Origin of the sequence: Parabacteroides sp. MSK.9.14 (genome assembly GCF_019041495.1) — a bacterium.
Classification (GTDB): Bacteria; Bacteroidota; Bacteroidia; order Bacteroidales; family Tannerellaceae; genus Parabacteroides; species Parabacteroides merdae.
The window spans coordinates 1-16,084 of record NZ_JAHPXO010000035.1 but is presented as its reverse complement, the minus strand read 5'-3'; the positions used below and the strand labels follow the sequence as shown (position 1 = coordinate 16,084).

Sequence of the window (16,084 nt, the reverse complement as noted above, 5' to 3'; positions counted from 1 at the left end):
TTACAGCCTCACGCAAGCTAGTTCCTAACCAAAGTATATTTATATCCTGTTTCCGAGCAGTCTTGCAGGATAAGAGTGTCTCCTTTGATAGACACAGGATAGGCAGGGTTGGTCTCGTAGAAGACATCCATCAGATAGGCTTCATATCCGGCCCCCGTATCCGCTTTGCGCCAGTTCAAAGCCCCCGGTTCGGCTTTGCCGTCCTCCGTCCAGACATATTGGTCGTCTGCAAACTTGATGAAAGTATTCTCATATTCGCAGAACTCACGGGCGTTCTTGCCACTCACCAGTTCCCATTCTCCGTTGACCAGCGTCTTGATCTCCGGCAGATCCTTATCGAACAACGTTACATTCACGCTCTCCGCATCCTTCTTTTTATTGCTCTGACAAGCCGTACCAAACAGCAGGACAACGACAAGCAGCAACGGCAATACATCCATCAGCTTCTTCATATCACTCACTTATTTACAATGTTCCTTTATCAACTTTCCAGCAAGCGGATCGCCCAATTCTTTAGCTTTGTTGAATGCTTCGCAAGCCTCTGTTTTCTTCTTCAAACGGACGTAACAAACGCCCCGTAAACGATAACAGGCTCCGAAATCTGGAGCAATCGCGATTGCCCTCTCTATACTTTTCAGTGCATCTTCATACTTCTGCTGGCGAACATAGATGGAAGCTTCTTCCGCATAGTAGTCGGGCGTGCTGGGACTTCCCTGTATAGCAGCCTGGATATCCTTCAAAGCTCCCTCCAAGTCACCCGCACGGAACTTGGCTTGTTCGCGCAGGAAGAAGAAGTTCGGAAGCACCTGTCCACCAATCAGTGTATAATAGAGGTCATAATCAGCGATAGCCTCCGTGTATTGTGCAAGGCGCAGGCGCCAATTGATCCGTTCCAACACATAAGCTGCCGCCTCGGCATTCATATTTGTCCCACATTTCTCGATCGCCTTGTCGAGCAGGTCGATAACATCACCGATATTAAAACCGGTAACCCGTTCCTTTGCCTTTGCAGCCAAATAATAAGAAGAAGCAGAGGCGACATCGCTGTTGTTAACGATCATGTACTCATCGAATGCCTGCTGGAACTCTCCTTTATTGAACAGGATATCCGCCCTTAATTGGTGATAGGCTGGCAGGTTATCCTCTTCGATCGCCTTGTCCAAAGCCTCCATAGCGGCTTCGATTGTCCAAGCTGGATCAGTCAGCGTACTATCGGCCGAAGCAACACCGTAGATCAACTTAGCCTGGTTATACCAGAAATCACCTTTCTTATCGCTACATTTAGAAGCGGTTTTTATGTCGTCCAGTGCCTTTTGCAAATAGGTTGCCTGTTCAGCCATAGAGTTAGCCAATTCCGCACGATTGTAGGCATAAAGATCAGAACGGTTCAGATAACCGTCGGGAGCATCCGGGAAGGTGGTGATAAAATCGTTGACCGTTTCCAAGCGTGCCTTTGCGTCCTGCGTGCCACTGATCAAGTAAAGAGCTACGGTTGCTTGGTCCAGTTCCTTCGGCCATCCTTTCGGTATATTGATATTGCGGTATGCAGAACTCAGATAATCAGCAGACCCTATTGACAAGCTACCTGCATATCCAGCAGAAAGGCCATAGCAAATATCTTTCTTTCCACCTGCATCCGCTTGTGCCAGCCCGAACACTTCACCTTCGGGAGTCAGCAACGGAGCATTGAGTTCGTTTTCTTCCAATGCGACTGCCATCTTGTAATATTTATACGGATCTTTCAGCTTACTTACTTCGGTAATAACACCAGACTTAAAGGTGGCGTTCTTGCCGGTAGAGTATAATAGCAGATAGGCATTCGTCCCGTTTGCCACCGGCTCAGCAGCAATCGGCAGGAAAACAGCTTTCTTCGGCACTTCAACCTGAAACTTTACAGCGTCATACAGTTCGTCTGCACCCAGGATATTCTTAATCAGAAATGTTTTTCCCTCAAAGTCTGTGATTGTTGCTTTCTCGGCACCCTTAAAGATATTGTATGCAGAGACAGCCTCGCCTGTTTCGGAAATAAAGAATCCCGTACTAGTTGCGAGCTTATTTCCATCCTTTCCATAAGTGGTAATTGTAAAGACCGCTCTCTTGGCTTTGTTCATCCATTTAGGAGCGTTTTTCTGTGCTGCCGCCGAGAGGCACAAACAACTGATCAAAATCAAATGTAGTATTCGTTTCATTTCTTTTTCATGTTATCAGATACAGACGCAAAAGTAAGTATTTATCTTAGAATATACGCATCATGGTGTTAAGAAAGCTAACTTTAAGACTTCAAGGAACGTGTAAAAACAAATTACATGGATCAACACGGTTTGTCTGTTTTTTGTTTTTATAGACAACCTATAATAAGATTTTTTAACACACAGTCAACCTATCTCAGGACGAGACAAAATTATAAATAGAGAAACAGGTTGTCATTATATAATTCAAAAATCACAAATCTTCTTACCTTTGTACATAAAAAGTAAGAAGATTTATGATCGATCAACCTACCATAGACCGGATACTGGATGCTGCAAACATTGTGGACGTTGTTTCCGAATTCGTTACCCTTCGGAAACGAGGCATAAACTATGTAGGGTTGTGTCCTTTCCATAGCGACAAGTCCCCCTCTTTCTATGTGTCGCCAGCAAAGAATATCTGTAAATGCTTTGCCTGCGGCGAAGGGGGTACGGCTGTTCACTTCATTATGAAGCATGAGCAGCTTTCTTATTATGATGCGCTTCGCTTCCTTGCCAAAAAGTACAACATCGAAATACAGGAACGGGAACTGTCGGAACGCGAAAAGCAGGTGCGCAGCGACCGCGAAAGCATGCTGATCGTCAATAGCTGGGCGCAGAAATACTTCACGACCCAGCTCTACGAACACCAGGAAGGCAAAGCCGCCGGCCTGCGCTACTTTGCCGAACGTGGTTTCCGGGAAGATACCATTCGCAAATTCCAGTTAGGCTACAGCCTCGACCAACGGGACGCCCTGTATAAAGCCGCAACAAAGAGCGGTTACAAAAAAGAATTTCTCGAAAAGACAGGTTTGGTGATCGCCTACGACAACGGCGGGGTAAACGACCGTTTTCGCGGGCGTGTCATTTTTCCGGTCCATACGCTCAGTGGAAAAGTCGTCGCTTTCGGAGGACGTGTCCTGAAGAAAGACGAAAAGACAGCCAAATATGTCAACTCGCCCGAAAGTGAGATTTACCATAAGAGTAACGAGCTTTACGGGATCTATTTCGCCAAACAGGCGATCGTAAAGGCTGACCGCTGCTTCTTGGTGGAAGGCTACACGGATGTTATTTCCATGCATCAGGCAGGGGTCGAGAACGTGGTCGCTTCATCGGGTACAGCCCTCACACAAGGACAGATCCGCCTGATACATCGCTTCACTAGCAATATCACGGTCTTGTATGACGGTGATGCAGCCGGTATCAAGGCTGCCTTGCGTGGTATCGACCTGCTGTTGGAGGACGGCATGAATGTGAAAGTGGTGCTCCTTCCGGACGGAGAAGACCCCGACTCCTTTGCCCGCAAGCACAACGCGAGCCAGTTTGCTGAGTTTATCCGGCAGAACGAAACCGATTTCATCCGTTTCAAAACGCGCCTGCTATTGGACGATGCAGGAACGGATCCGATCAAACGGTCGGCGCTGATCTCCGACATTATCCGGACGGTGGCCATCATCCCCGACAATATCGCCCGCTCCCTTTATATCCGGGAATGCAGTACGATGATGGAAATAGACGAGATGCTCCTGTTGAACGAAGTGAACAAAATCCGCCTCAACAAGGAAGAAAGGCAAGCGAACACTCCGTCCTCCCCCATTCCGGCTACTCCCATCAATATCCCCGAATACCCGAATATTCCCGGTTACCAGCCCTACCCGGAAGAGACGCTGGCGGAACAACCGCAGGAAAGTCCCCTGCCTCCTGACAATACGATCCCGCCCCCCCCACCAGAAGAATACAGTCCCGATGACGGAGGAGGCAGCATGCCGCCGCCAGCGCCTTTCACGCCGCCGGCAAACATTCCGGTAGGGCCGAAGCGTTCGCCTTACGAGGCATACGAAGTCGCCCTGCTGCGCTACATCGTGCGTTATGGCGAACGTATCCTGTTCCAATATACGGACGAAGAGACGAACGAGGATGTCGTGATCCGCGTTTCCGAATATATCCGTTCCGAGCTGGAACGCGACGACCTGACCTTTTATACTCCGCTCTTCAAGAGTATGATGGATGAAGCGGCCGATCGCTGCCGGTCCGAAGGGTTCATCGCGAACCGGTATTTCCTCGCCCATCCCGACCCGAACGTGAGCCGCCTTGCCGCCAACCTGATCAGCGAAAAATATCAGCTAAGCAAGTATCACACCAAATATCGGGAACTGGAACAGGAAGAAGACAAACTCGACCAGTTGGTAATCCGGGAATTGTATGCTTTCAAGGATGCCTATGTACTCTCTCAAATCAAAGAGATACAGGCACAGATCAAGAGTATGCAAAACAACGAAGACATGGATCAGGTTTTCGAGCTGATGAAAAAGCTCACGCGCCTGAACGAAATAAAGAATATATTAAGTAAAGAATTGGGAGAAAGAATCATATTAAAAATGTAATGCCTATGAATTTTTTAGAAACGGAAGACGTGGTAAAACAATATGCCAACCACCTCGCCCTCGACAAGGTCAGCATCCAAGTTCCCGAAGGGAAAGTCTTCGGCTTATTAGGGCCGAACGGAGCCGGCAAAACCACACTGATCCGTATCATCAACCGCATCACGGCCCCCGACAGCGGCCTTGTCCGTTTTAACGGACGTGAATTTCAGCCGGAAGATATCTACCAGATCGGTTACCTGCCGGAAGAACGCGGCCTGTATAAAAAAATGAAAGTCGGTGAACAAGCCATCTACCTAGCACAGCTCAAAGGGCTCTCCTACCAGGAAGCTCGCATACGGTTGATACGCTGGTTCGAAAAATTTGATATCATGCCCTGGTGGAACAAGAAACTGGAAGAGTTGTCCAAAGGGATGCAGCAGAAAATACAATTCATCATCACCATCATTCACGAACCGAAACTTCTGATCTTCGACGAACCGTTCAGCGGATTTGACCCAGTGAATGCCGAATTGCTGAAAAAAGAAATCCTCGAACTCAAAGATGCCGGACACACAATCATCTTTTCCACGCACAACATGTCGTCTGTTGAAGAGATTTGTGACAATATCGCCTTGATCAACCGTTCTCAAGTTGTGCTTTCCGGCAATGTAACAGAAGTGAAAAGCCGTTTCCGGACAAACAATTTCACCCTCCGTTTCCATACCGGATCAGGGAAATTGCAACCCATCCCGGAAATGTTCAGCCTGCTGACGGAAAAAGACCTGGCCGGAACAAGCGAGGTACGCATCCATAAAGAGCCGGGTATAACCAACTCCGCCCTCCTCTCTGCATTGGCGGGACAGACTGAAATCATTTCTTTCACGGAAGAGATCCCTTCGATGAACGACATATTTATTAACACCGTCTCCGGTACAAATACTACGCAAGCATGAATAAGATAGGACTTATAATAAAAAGAGAATACCTCCGCCGTGTCAGCAAAAAATCGTTTCTGTTACTGACATTCCTGACACCGTTCCTGTTTGCCGCGCTGGTGTTCGTCCCGCTTTGGTTATCCACCATCAAAGGAGATGATGTCAAACAGGTGGCGATCAGCGATACGACAGGCAAATACGCACCGCTGTTTAAAGACACAGAAGAATACACCTTCATCACCGAAAAAGGTTCCAGCCTGGAAGAATATCGTAAAAACCCGGATAAAGAAATTTTCGCTTTCTTGAATATAACAGACGACTTGTTACAAAACCCAACCGCAGCAACACTCTATTCGCAGAAACAAATTCCGATGGGACTGAAAAACACCATCGACAAAACACTGTCCGAATACTTGAAAGACGAGAAACTCGCTTCTTACAACATCGACAACCTGAAACAGATCATCGAGGACAGCAAAATCAATTTCAATATCAAAACCATCAAATGGGATGAAGACGGAAGTGAAAAAAGCACTTCGGCCGAGGTTGCCTCTATCTTAGGCATGATATTGACTTTCATTATCTATATGTTTATCATCATGTACGGTGGAATGGTCATGCAAGGAGTGATGGAAGAAAAGACAAACCGTATTATCGAAGTGATGATTTCGTCCGTTAAGCCATTCGACCTGATGATGGGAAAAATCATTGGCATCGGTTTCGTCGGCCTAACACAAGTATTCCTGTGGGGAATCCTGACAACGGTCTTGGTATCGGGGAGCCTTTTCTTTTTCGGTGGCAACACGTCACCTGAAGATATGATGACAGCACAGATGACGGCACAAGGCATAAACGATGTGGCTGCCGGTTCTTCCGATATCAGCATCCAGGTGCAAGAAATTATCAATTCGATCAACTTCGGTATGATCGGCACCTGTTTTGTCCTTTATTTTATCGGTGGCTATTTACTGTATGCAGCTCTATTTGCTGCAATCGGAAGCGCTCTGGAACAGCAGGAAGACACTCAGCAGTTCATGACTCCGATTATGCTTTTGATGGCGTTCAGCTTGTATGCCGGAATCTATAGCATGAATAATCCAGACGGCCCGCTGGCATTCTGGTGTTCGATGATCCCGTTTACCTCCCCTATCGTGATGATGGTCCGCTTGCCGTTCGACATTCCGGTATGGGAATTGGCTCTTTCGTTTGCTTTGCTGTTTGCCACAGCTATACTTATCATCTGGTTCTCGGCCAAAATTTACCGTGTAGGTATTTTAATGTATGGAAAGAAACCGAGCATCAAAGAAATGATCAAATGGGTAAAATATAAATAAAACTACCACGGCGATCGTTACGATCGCCGTGATAACGTAAAATATATGTATGAAAAAAGCCTGTCACTCAAAAGAATGACAGGCTTTTTGTTGTTCAACCAGGGCTCGAACCTGGACTAACAGGACCAGAATCTGTTGTGCTACCATTACACCATTGAACAATTTCCGTTCAACAAAGATGACAATTAATTATTTCGTTGTTCAACCAGGGCTCGAACCTGGACTAACAGGACCAGAATCTGTTGTGCTACCATTACACCATTGAACAATTTCAATTAAGCTTGTCAACTCTCTTGTTGTTAGCGAGTGCAAAAGTACATACTTTTTCAAAATAAACAAACGATATGGTAATTTTTTTTCATTAATAAACTTTTTTCTTTTTCTGCTTGTTTTGATTTTGCAAGTATATACATATATTAATAGAGGGAAATCACCCACATAATAAATATAAGAAGTATATTTGCGACTTCGAATATTACTCAATAAAAAATAATGGATCAAACAGAAGCATTAGTTAAAACGATTGTAGAAGGCCTACAGGAAAAAAAAGGCAAAAACATTGTAACCGTAGACTTAACCCAATTATCCGGCTCGATCTGCCAATATATGATAATCTGCGAAGGAAGTACACCTACCCAGGTTTCCGCATTGTCTGATTCAGCTTGGGATTTTGCCCATCGCAAGGCAGGAGAAAAACCGCTTTCGATAGATGGAGCACAGCGTGCCGAATGGATCGGGATGGACTATGGCACGGTTCTTGTACACATATTTTTACCGGAACTTCGCGAGTTCTATAATCTGGAAAATCTTTGGTCAGATGCCAAAGTGACTCAGATTGTAGACCTCGACTGATGACCGATCTTACATAGTATAGAGATAATCACATATGGAAAATAAAAACGACATGTTTAACAAAGCACCGAAGAATAATAAGCAAAAGATGTTCAAGTTTAATCTTTATTGGATGTACGGGCTCATCTTCATAATGCTTTTTGCTTTGTATCTGACAAACGACTCTTCGGCATCTAAAGAATTAGGCTGGACCGAGTTCCAGAAATTAGCACAGGAAAACGTATTCGACCGGATGGTCGTCTACAACAAAAAGAATCTGGTTGAAGCAACTGTAAAAGACGGACGGAAAGGTCTGGTGTTCAGAAAAGACAGTGCGACATTGGGTACAAACCCGAAAGTGTATGTCAAAATACCGTCGGCCGATAAATTTTCAGACTTCTATGACAAATCCGTTGCCGAAAATCATATCACTACGCAAGTCAGCTTCGAAGAAGGCGACGACGCGATCTGGAATTTTCTTGTTTCGTTCGGTCCGATCCTGCTGATTATCGTCGTATGGATCTTTCTGATGCGACGCATGTCAGGTGGTGCAAGCGGTGGTCCCGGCGGAGTATTCAGTGTGGGAAAAGCAAAAGCACAGCTTTTCGATAAAGATAACGACCGAAAAGTGACCTTCAAGGATGTCGCCGGCCTTGCAGAAGCAAAACAGGAGGTGGAAGAGATCGTTTCCTTCTTGAAAAACCCCGAAAAATATACGGAATTAGGAGGTAAAATACCTAAAGGAGCCTTACTCGTAGGCCCTCCAGGAACCGGTAAAACATTATTGGCTAAGGCTGTGGCAGGAGAAGCAGATGTTCCGTTCTTCTCCCTGTCAGGCTCGGACTTCGTAGAAATGTTTGTCGGTGTGGGAGCATCTCGCGTACGTGACTTGTTCCGCCAGGCAAAAGAGAAAGCTCCTTGTATCGTATTCATTGACGAGATCGATGCCGTCGGTCGTGCCCGTGGTAAAAATGTAAACATGAACAGCAACGACGAACGTGAAAACACATTGAACCAGTTACTTACAGAAATGGACGGTTTCGGTTCCAACAGTGGTGTTATTATCCTGGCAGCTACGAACCGTGCCGATATCTTGGATAAGGCTCTACTTCGTGCGGGACGTTTCGACCGCCAGATTCACGTGGAATTACCCGACTTGAACGAGCGTAAAGAGATATTCGGAGTGCATCTGCGTCCGATCAAAATCGACGAAAGCGTCGATGCCGAATTCTTGGCACGCCAGACTCCCGGTTTCTCCGGTGCCGACATTGCCAATGTCTGCAATGAAGCTGCTTTGATTGCCGCTCGTAACGGTAAAAAGTTTGTCCAAAAAGAAGACTTCATGAATGCGGTCGACCGTATCGTCGGAGGTTTGGAGAAACGAACTAAAATAACAACTGCGGATGAACGTCAATGCATAGCCAACCATGAAGCAGGTCACGCAACCTTGAGCTGGCTGCTAGAACATGCCAATCCGTTAGTTAAAGTCACAATCGTTCCGCGAGGCAAGGCATTAGGCGCTGCCTGGTATTTACCGGAAGAACGCCAGATTACCACCCGTGAACAATTGCTGGACGAAATGTGTGCCACGCTCGGCGGCCGCGCAGCTGAAGAACTTTTCTTGGGAAAAATATCTACCGGAGCATCTAATGACCTCGAACGGGTGACTAAACAGGCTTATGCGATGGTCGTCTATTTTGGTATGAGTAACCGACTGCCGAACTTGAACTACTACGATTCAAGTGGACAAGACTGGGGTTTCACTAAACCGTACAGCGAGGAAACAGCTCGGATGATCGACCAGGAAGTACAGGCCATTATCAATGAACAGTACGAACGAGCCAAAAGTATTCTGAAAGAACATGCGTCAGGCCACAATACGCTGGCTCAGGTATTGCTGGAACGGGAAGTAATCTACACGGAAGATGTCGAACAGATCTTCGGCAAGCGTGCTTGGGTTTCCCGCTCGGAGGAGATTCTGGAGCTGCAAGAGAAAGCAAACGGTAAAAAGGCCGAAGAAGCAAAAGTTGCCGAAGCTGACAAGCAGTAAGATAACATAAACAATAAAAAATTCCATGCTCACTAAATTTGAAACAGATGGGCATGGAATTATTATTTTAATTATATTTGTACTTGAATAAATCAATAAAAAAACACTATCGTCTTGAAAAATTTGATTATACGGGCGTTAACCGGCATTATATTCGTTGTGGTACTAATCAGTGCCATTTATATTCATCCGATTTTTTTCCTTATTCTTTTTTGTATTATAACAGGATTGACCCTTTGGGAATTCGGAGGTCTGGTCAAACATTATGAAAATGCGAATCTGCAACGGACCGTGAATGTGCTCGGAGGAGTATATCTGTTTATCGCCACCTTCGTTTATGCAAACGGGTTGACAGACGGAAAGATATTCCTTCCCTATCTACTATTTATCATGTTGACAATGATAGCTGAACTCTACTATAAGGCACCGAACCCGATTAATAATTGGGCATTTACGCTCTTTGCCCAGGTTTATTGTGCCGGCTCCTTCTCCATATTGAATTTCATCGGCGCAGAACCGGGGACACCTGGTGTCATGAGCTACACGCCGCTCTTTATCATGGCGATCTTTATTTTTGTCTGGCTGGACGATACCGGAGCATACTTGGTCGGCTCCTTGATCGGAAAACATAAATTATTTGAACGGATTTCTCCCAAGAAATCATGGGAAGGCTTTTTTGGCGGATTGATCCTCTCCTTGGCTTCCTCACAGGCATTCGCCTGGTTCGCCCCGGAAATAAACCGGATGAATTGGTTGGGACTGGCAGCCACGGTTGTCCTGTTCGGAACCTGGGGAGACTTGATCGAATCCTTGCTGAAACGTACACTCGGAGTAAAAGACTCTGGCAATGTATTACCAGGCCACGGAGGAATGCTAGACCGCTTCGACAGCGTTATGCTAGCTGTTCCCGCCAGCTATATCTATATCGAACTATTCATTCGAAATTAAAGGTGAGCGTCACCATCCGGGAAGTTGCTTTAGACAAGGAATTCGGATACTTGATCAATTCCGGATCTGTCAGATCACTTCGGTCTTTCTCCAACAGGTCTACCAGACCGAAACTAAACTTAAGTTCCGGACATAATTTGAAAAACGGAAGATAAATATCACATCCGATACCAAACTCGACACCGAAATCCGTTCCTTTCAACAGGATCGGATTTCCTTTTTTACGCCCCAGATCGAAAGCACCATAAATACCGCCAATCAGATAAGGACGATAGTTATTCACACGAAAAGCGCTATACTTCACATCGAGCGGAAACGTCAGATAGTTGGAACGGACAGAAGTGGAATACATGCTTACCACCGGATTTTCATCTGTACCCTCCACTCCTTCCATTTCAGGACGGCGGAACACAAATTTCTTGTCACCGAAATGGATAGTCGGCGTAAAACGCAGATTGAAATATGGATTCAAGTACATATCCCCGATGACCCCGACACTAAAACCGGGCGAATAGCTCGGAATCTCGGCATACCAGGTTTCACCGTTTGTTGCCACACCGGTATTAGTCAATATCAAATCCTGCGCATGCAGACCTACATGAAATCCCAAATGAAACCATTTCAAATCCGCATAGGGCTGGTTCTTCACCTTTTCTTTCTGCGCCATTACGGCAGTTACAGACAGAAAGAACACACATATAATAAATAGTAGACGTCTCAATTCTTTTCGTAATTTTGAATTTATAACGGGAAAGAGTCCGACTTATTGCAAAAGAGTATTTATTTGTAAAAAAAAGGAGGAGTTCTTTTTTTAATTCAAAGAAAACTCTATTTTTGCACGAACTAATAGTTATCAATTTAAACGTTTAAAAAAATGGCTTACGTAATTAGTGACGATTGTATCGCTTGCGGTACTTGTATTGACGAATGTCCGGTAGGAGCAATTTCAGAAGGCGATAAATACAGCATCGACCCTGAAATGTGTACAGATTGTGGAACTTGCGCAGATGCTTGTCCTACTGAAGCAATTCATCCGGCAGAATAAACCGCAACATCGATAGGTTTCCTTTACAGGACCTATAAAGATAAGGGGCTGTTTCCTTTCGGAACAGCCCCTTATTATTTTCTCATTCTCTACCGACTTCGTCAAAATTCGATATTCAGTTTGATCTCATCCGAGTCGCTTTCCTGCCGACCTTCATCCGACATCGTCTCCTCCGGCCTTTCATCAGCTCTACATCGTTTAATGTAACTGATTACATCATTCATTCCATCCATGAACTTGTCAAAGTCTTCTTTGTACAGAAAAATCTTATGTTTCTCAAAAGAAACCTGCATACCATTCTTCGGCTGCACTTTTTTACTCTCCGTCACAGCCAGAAATAAATCGTCTTTCAGATTCTTCTTTACATCCAGATAATAAATTCTTTTTCCTGCTTTAATGGTTTTAGAGTATAAGATCTCTTTGTCACCACCTTCAACCTGTATTTTCTTCACCGAGTTTTCCATTATAGCAAACATTCGTTAAACAACCACCCATTTATCATAACTTGCCTCAAATATGTGCATTTTTTTTTAAACAACAACTATTTTAACGCATGAAAATGCATATAAAGAATCGGAATATTATGAAATAATAAATAACACACATAAAATTAAGCGAAGCGACGAACTTTTATCAAAAGAATGACTAACTTTGCAGCCAAATTTATAACAAGTAGTTCCTTCAAACGATGATCAACAGAATTTTAATCCGCATTAAAGTTTTACAGATAGTATATTCTTACTATCAAAACGGAAACAACGACCTCAAAGTAGCGGAAAACGAATTGCTTTTCAGTCTTAGAAAGTCTTATGACTTATATCATTATTTCCTTCTTCTAATTGTCGACGTCACAAACTTACAAAGACGTATCTTGGATGCCCGTAAGAACAAGTATATGCCGACAGAAGCCGAATTGAACCCCAATACCCGACTGATAGACAACCGTTTTGCCGCACAAATAGCCGAAAATGAAGCACTTCGGAAATACGTGGCCGAACAGGGGCTTTCATGGGATAATGATGAAGATTTCATCAAAATGGTACTCGACCTGATCTTGTCGTCCGAACAATACGGGGAATATCTGAATAACGAAAATGATTCATACGAGACAGATAAGGAATTCTGGCGCATCGTATTCAAAAAACTAATTTGTGGCAATGAAGCGATCGACGATTATCTGCAAGATAAAAGCATTTATTGGAACGACGACATCTCCATCGTCGAAACTTTTACGCTGAAAACAATCAAACAATTCGAAGAAGCAGCCGGAAGCAAACAAAAATTGCTGCCGATGTTTAAAGATCTCGAAGACCAGTCTTTCGCCATTAAATTATTCCGCCAATCATTGATGAAAGGAAGCGAATTCCGTGAACGTATCAACAAACACATGAAGAACTGGGAAACCGAACGCATAGCCAATATGGATCTTATCATCATGCAGGTTGCACTGGCAGAAATCATGACGTTCCCGACAATTCCCATCAACGTAACGCTGAACGAATATATTGATACGGCCAAATACTACAGTACCCCGAAAAGCGGAACATTCATCAACGGTATTTTAGATTCTGTAGTCAACGAGTTAAAAAAAGAAAAGTTATTGCTCAAAGATTAATTATTATCCTTACATTTGTGTCAGTATCGAATTGATATTAACTTATTAATGTTTATAGTTATATGAGCTTACTTACTATTTTACTTCAGGCCGTCGGCGGAAGTCAGCAATGGTCTGGTATTTTAATGATGGTTGTTATTGTTGCGATCTTCTATTTCTTTATGATCCGTCCGCAACAAAAGAAACAAAAAGAAATTCAGAAAGCCCGCGAAGCCTTGAAAGCAGGAGACAAAGTGATTACTGCCGGAGGTATCTACGGAAAAATCAAAGAAATCGGTGACACATATATGTTGATTGAAATTTCTGATGGTGTACGCATCCGTGTAGACAAAACATCCGTGTTTGCATCTGTAGAGGACGCACAGCAAAAATAAACAACGGAACATATGTCACGACTTGGACAAATCAAACAAACATTCAAGTCTGTCCGGATAGAGATTAAGGCTTTTCTTCGCCGTCAACAGTGGAAAGAAGCCTTGATCTTTTTCTGTTTTATACTGTTGGCTTTCGGCTTCTGGCTTCTCCAAAGCCTGCAACAGGAGTATGAAATAGATATCAGGATTCCGGTCAAGTACAAGAATGTGCCGCCAGATATATCTTTCACGGAAACACCGCCCGAAGCCATTACAGTCAAAGTGAAAGACAAGGGGAGTGTATTGCTGAACTACTCCTTCGGACGTTCGTTTGCCCCAATTGAGGCCAACATGAAGACACAGTCGGAAAAATCCGGTAAACTGATCATTAACCGGAAAGATATCGAAAACGAAATAAAGAAACATCTGATTGCGACCACATCCCTGCTCAGCTTCGAACCCCAACATATCGATGCTGCTTACAGCAAACGCATCAAGAAGGAGATACCAGCCGTATTCGAGGGAGTTGTCCAAACAAATGCCGGTTTCAAAGTTTCAGGTGACATATCCATTACTCCCCGCAGCATCAACGTCTATGCCAGCGATGTCGTTCTGGACACCTTGAAAGAGATAAAAACAATCTATACCGAGATCAAAAAAGGAAACAAGACCGTCACACGTACCGTCCAACTGGAAAAAATAGACGGGGTTACTCTCGAACCGACAAGTGTAACCGTTACGATCCCGATAGAAGAGTATACAGAAAAAACGCTGGAAATACCTGTTATCTGCACCAATCTGCCGCCCCATTACACCCTGCGCATGTTCCCGGCTGTCGTGAAAGTGAGCTGCAACGTCCCTCTTTCGCGCTTCAAGGACGTCTCGGCAGATGATTTCGAAATACGAATCTCTTTTGCAGATTTAGAACAAAGCGCTTCAGGAACATTGCCTTTACAACTGAACAAAAAACTGAGCTGGGTGGATGTAGCTACAATTTCACCAGACCGGATCGAATTTATATTGGAACAAACAAAGTCAAATGATTAAGATTGGAATCACCGGAGGAATCGGAAGCGGCAAATCAATGGTAGCCGCACTATTGGAAGTATGGGGTATTCCTGTGTATATAGCCGATACAGAAAGCAAGCATCTAACAGCCACTTCTCCCGTTATCCGGGAAAAGCTGATTACCTTGTTCGGCAAAGAACTTTATACAGCCGACGGTTTGGATAAAAGACGGCTCGCTTCCCATATTTTCGGAAACCCGGAACGGCTTGGACAAGTGAACGCGATCATTCACCCAGAAGTGAACCGTCATTTTCTTGCTTGGGTCGAAAGACTGAATACCCCGGTATGCGCCATCGAATCAGCCATTCTTTTCGAATCGGGCTTTAACCGGATTGTCGATACGACGCTGATGGTCTATGCCCCGATGGAAATACGCATCGGACGGATACTCGAACGCGACTCTGTTTCCCGAGAAGAAATTATACGTCGCATCGAAAGCCAGTTGCCGGACGAAATGAAAAAAGAGAAATCGGACTACGTGATCTTCAATGACGGAGAACAAGCTTTACTTCCGCAAATAACCGCTTTTCTTGCAGGACTAAAGATAAAAAACATTGACTTTCAATTCTATAATAAGCATAAAAACAAAAATATTCAGTAGATAGAGACATTTATGCTTAGTGAATAATCATTAGAAACAAGAAAATATGTTCAAAACTGCCGAAAATTCCCGACAGTTATACTACATTTGCAGCACAAAAGTTAAACACTATTAGAAAAACAAAGTATTATGTTGAAGACGATTTTGTCTATCTCGGGTAAACCGGGATTGTTTAAATTGGTTTCCCACGGGAAAAATATGCTAATTGTTGAGTCGTTAGCAGACAAGAAAAGAGTTCCTGCATACGCAAAAGATAAAGTAATTTCTCTGGGAGATATCGCTATCTACACAAATGAAGCAGAAGTTCCATTGCATGAAGTTCTGACCAACGTCAAAAATAAAGAAAACGGGCAACAAGCATCTGTTTCCACATCCGCCAAACCAGACGAACTACGTGCTTATTTCGCCGAGATTCTTCCCAATTTCGACCGTGAACGTGTATATCCGAGTGATATCAAGAAATTGATCTCCTGGTATAACATCCTGATCGGCGCAGGCCTCACAGAGTTCACCCCAGAAGAATCGGCAACAGAAGAAGCTTCGGTTAAAGAAACGAAAAAAGAGGAAGCTTAACCAATTACAGTCGAATCAAATACAAAAAAGAGATGTACCAGATAGTCCTGTACTTCTCTTTTAGGACATTCATTAGGAATATTCGGTAAATGTTCCCACAAAATACATGGCATATGAAGATGATAGAGTATAATCACTTC

Annotated in this window: 16 protein-coding genes and 2 tRNA genes; 12 read left to right on the top strand and 6 right to left on the bottom strand. The window is 44.2% G+C overall.

The window, feature by feature from the left end; genetic code table 11:
• Positions 1-17: 17 nt before the first annotated feature.
• Positions 18-452 (bottom strand): hypothetical protein, encoded by a 435-nt coding sequence (locus tag KTG12_RS16615; protein ID WP_138273309.1) that lies wholly within the window; start codon positions 450-452, stop codon positions 18-20.
• 9 nt (positions 453-461) lie between these two features.
• Positions 462-2,189: a serine protease gene (locus tag KTG12_RS16610; protein WP_138273306.1), complete on the bottom strand. Its 1,728-nt coding sequence runs from the start codon at positions 2,187-2,189 to the stop codon at positions 462-464.
• Positions 2,190-2,485: 296 nt separating this feature from the next.
• On the opposite strand from KTG12_RS16610, the gene dnaG reads away from it, so the two are divergent.
• The 3 genes from dnaG to KTG12_RS16595 are packed head-to-tail and all read left to right on the top strand — an operon-like array spanning position 2,486 to position 6,860.
• Entirely contained in the window at positions 2,486-4,612 is a 2,127-nt protein-coding gene (gene dnaG, locus KTG12_RS16605; RefSeq protein WP_138273304.1) for a DNA primase, read from the top strand.
• A 5-nt stretch (positions 4,613-4,617) separates the two neighbouring features.
• Positions 4,618-5,544: an ABC transporter ATP-binding protein gene (locus tag KTG12_RS16600; RefSeq protein ID WP_005647752.1), complete on the top strand. Its 927-nt coding sequence runs from the start codon at positions 4,618-4,620 to the stop codon at positions 5,542-5,544.
• Positions 5,541-6,860, top strand: a complete 1,320-nt coding sequence (locus KTG12_RS16595; RefSeq protein ID WP_005640935.1) for an ABC transporter permease — start codon at positions 5,541-5,543, stop codon at positions 6,858-6,860. Before KTG12_RS16600 ends, KTG12_RS16595 begins: the two co-directional genes overlap by 4 nt.
• Before the next feature lie 90 nt (positions 6,861-6,950).
• On the opposite strand, the gene KTG12_RS16590 is transcribed toward KTG12_RS16595, so the two are convergent.
• Both KTG12_RS16590 and KTG12_RS16585 read right to left on the bottom strand, forming a co-directional pair.
• Positions 6,951-7,021, bottom strand: a tRNA-Gln gene (locus KTG12_RS16590).
• A gap of 36 nt (positions 7,022-7,057) precedes the next feature.
• Positions 7,058-7,128: transfer RNA gene (locus KTG12_RS16585), tRNA-Gln, on the bottom strand.
• Between the two features lie 224 nt (positions 7,129-7,352).
• Here KTG12_RS16585 and rsfS point away from each other — a divergent pair.
• The 3 genes from rsfS (at position 7,353) to KTG12_RS16570 (ending at position 10,689) form a co-directional block, all read left to right on the top strand.
• Positions 7,353-7,712, top strand: coding sequence for a ribosome silencing factor (rsfS, locus tag KTG12_RS16580; protein WP_005640937.1), 360 nt, complete (start codon positions 7,353-7,355; stop codon positions 7,710-7,712).
• A 34-nt stretch (positions 7,713-7,746) separates the two neighbouring features.
• Positions 7,747-9,741 carry an ATP-dependent zinc metalloprotease FtsH gene (ftsH, locus tag KTG12_RS16575; RefSeq protein WP_119216609.1) on the top strand — a complete coding sequence of 665 codons (1,995 nt, stop codon included), beginning with the start codon at positions 7,747-7,749 and terminating at the stop codon, positions 9,739-9,741.
• A gap of 114 nt (positions 9,742-9,855) precedes the next feature.
• Positions 9,856-10,689 carry a phosphatidate cytidylyltransferase gene (locus KTG12_RS16570; RefSeq protein WP_005640940.1) on the top strand — a complete coding sequence of 278 codons (834 nt, stop codon included), beginning with the start codon at positions 9,856-9,858 and terminating at the stop codon, positions 10,687-10,689.
• Here KTG12_RS16570 and KTG12_RS16565 read toward each other — a convergent pair.
• Entirely contained in the window at positions 10,676-11,410 is a 735-nt protein-coding gene (locus KTG12_RS16565) for a porin family protein (protein WP_022322930.1), read from the bottom strand. The two genes, KTG12_RS16570 and KTG12_RS16565, sit on opposite strands and share 14 nt — an antisense overlap.
• A gap of 153 nt (positions 11,411-11,563) precedes the next feature.
• Between KTG12_RS16565 and KTG12_RS16560 the strand changes: the two genes are divergently transcribed.
• Entirely contained in the window at positions 11,564-11,734 is a 171-nt protein-coding gene (locus KTG12_RS16560) for a DUF362 domain-containing protein (protein WP_005640945.1), read from the top strand.
• 101 nt (positions 11,735-11,835) lie between these two features.
• On the opposite strand, the gene KTG12_RS16555 is transcribed toward KTG12_RS16560, so the two are convergent.
• Positions 11,836-12,198 (bottom strand): DUF3276 family protein, encoded by a 363-nt coding sequence (locus tag KTG12_RS16555; RefSeq protein WP_036724656.1) that lies wholly within the window; start codon positions 12,196-12,198, stop codon positions 11,836-11,838.
• 224 nt (positions 12,199-12,422) lie between these two features.
• Between KTG12_RS16555 and nusB the strand changes: the two genes are divergently transcribed.
• The 5 genes from nusB to KTG12_RS16530 all read left to right on the top strand — a co-directional run bounded on the left by nusB (position 12,423) and on the right by KTG12_RS16530 (position 15,944).
• Positions 12,423-13,349 carry a transcription antitermination factor NusB gene (gene nusB / locus KTG12_RS16550; protein WP_005640949.1) on the top strand — a complete coding sequence of 309 codons (927 nt, stop codon included), beginning with the start codon at positions 12,423-12,425 and terminating at the stop codon, positions 13,347-13,349.
• Positions 13,350-13,411: 62 nt separating this feature from the next.
• The gene (gene yajC, locus KTG12_RS16545; RefSeq protein ID WP_138273301.1) at positions 13,412-13,723 is read left to right on the top strand and encodes a preprotein translocase subunit YajC; all 312 of its coding nucleotides are present in this window, start codon (positions 13,412-13,414) and stop codon (positions 13,721-13,723) included.
• Positions 13,724-13,735: 12 nt separating this feature from the next.
• A complete protein-coding gene (locus KTG12_RS16540) occupies positions 13,736-14,749 on the top strand; it encodes a hypothetical protein (protein WP_005640954.1) in 1,014 nt (337 codons plus the stop codon).
• Complete coding sequence (gene coaE, locus KTG12_RS16535; protein ID WP_138273300.1) at positions 14,742-15,371, top strand: dephospho-CoA kinase; 630 nt, start codon at positions 14,742-14,744, stop codon at positions 15,369-15,371. The genes KTG12_RS16540 and coaE overlap by 8 nt, the downstream gene beginning before the upstream one ends.
• Before the next feature lie 129 nt (positions 15,372-15,500).
• On the top strand, positions 15,501-15,944 hold the full coding sequence (locus KTG12_RS16530) for a DUF5606 domain-containing protein (protein WP_022322926.1): 444 nt from the start codon (positions 15,501-15,503) through the stop codon (positions 15,942-15,944).
• Positions 15,945-16,084 lie beyond the last annotated feature (140 nt).

Excerpts from the sequence above, each read along its gene's own strand:
- KTG12_RS16615 (WP_138273309.1), bottom strand. The coding sequence starts at position 452 with ATGAAGAAGCTGATGGATGTATTGCCGTTGCTGCTTGTCGTTGTCCTG.
- KTG12_RS16555 (WP_036724656.1), bottom strand. The coding sequence starts at position 12,198 with ATGGAAAACTCGGTGAAGAAAATACAGGTTGAAGGTGGTGACAAAGAG.
- ftsH (WP_119216609.1), top strand. The coding sequence starts at position 7,747 with ATGGAAAATAAAAACGACATGTTTAACAAAGCACCGAAGAATAATAAG.
- rsfS (WP_005640937.1), top strand. The coding sequence starts at position 7,353 with ATGGATCAAACAGAAGCATTAGTTAAAACGATTGTAGAAGGCCTACAG.
- KTG12_RS16540 (WP_005640954.1), top strand. The coding sequence starts at position 13,736 with ATGTCACGACTTGGACAAATCAAACAAACATTCAAGTCTGTCCGGATA.
- KTG12_RS16530 (WP_022322926.1), top strand. The coding sequence starts at position 15,501 with ATGTTGAAGACGATTTTGTCTATCTCGGGTAAACCGGGATTGTTTAAA.
- KTG12_RS16595 (WP_005640935.1), top strand. The coding sequence starts at position 5,541 with ATGAATAAGATAGGACTTATAATAAAAAGAGAATACCTCCGCCGTGTC.
- KTG12_RS16610 (WP_138273306.1), bottom strand. The coding sequence starts at position 2,189 with ATGAAACGAATACTACATTTGATTTTGATCAGTTGTTTGTGCCTCTCG.
- KTG12_RS16560 (WP_005640945.1), top strand. The coding sequence starts at position 11,564 with ATGGCTTACGTAATTAGTGACGATTGTATCGCTTGCGGTACTTGTATT.
- KTG12_RS16600 (WP_005647752.1), top strand. The coding sequence starts at position 4,618 with ATGAATTTTTTAGAAACGGAAGACGTGGTAAAACAATATGCCAACCAC.
- nusB (WP_005640949.1), top strand. The coding sequence starts at position 12,423 with ATGATCAACAGAATTTTAATCCGCATTAAAGTTTTACAGATAGTATAT.
- yajC (WP_138273301.1), top strand. The coding sequence starts at position 13,412 with ATGAGCTTACTTACTATTTTACTTCAGGCCGTCGGCGGAAGTCAGCAA.
- dnaG (WP_138273304.1), top strand. The coding sequence starts at position 2,486 with ATGATCGATCAACCTACCATAGACCGGATACTGGATGCTGCAAACATT.
- coaE (WP_138273300.1), top strand. The coding sequence starts at position 14,742 with ATGATTAAGATTGGAATCACCGGAGGAATCGGAAGCGGCAAATCAATG.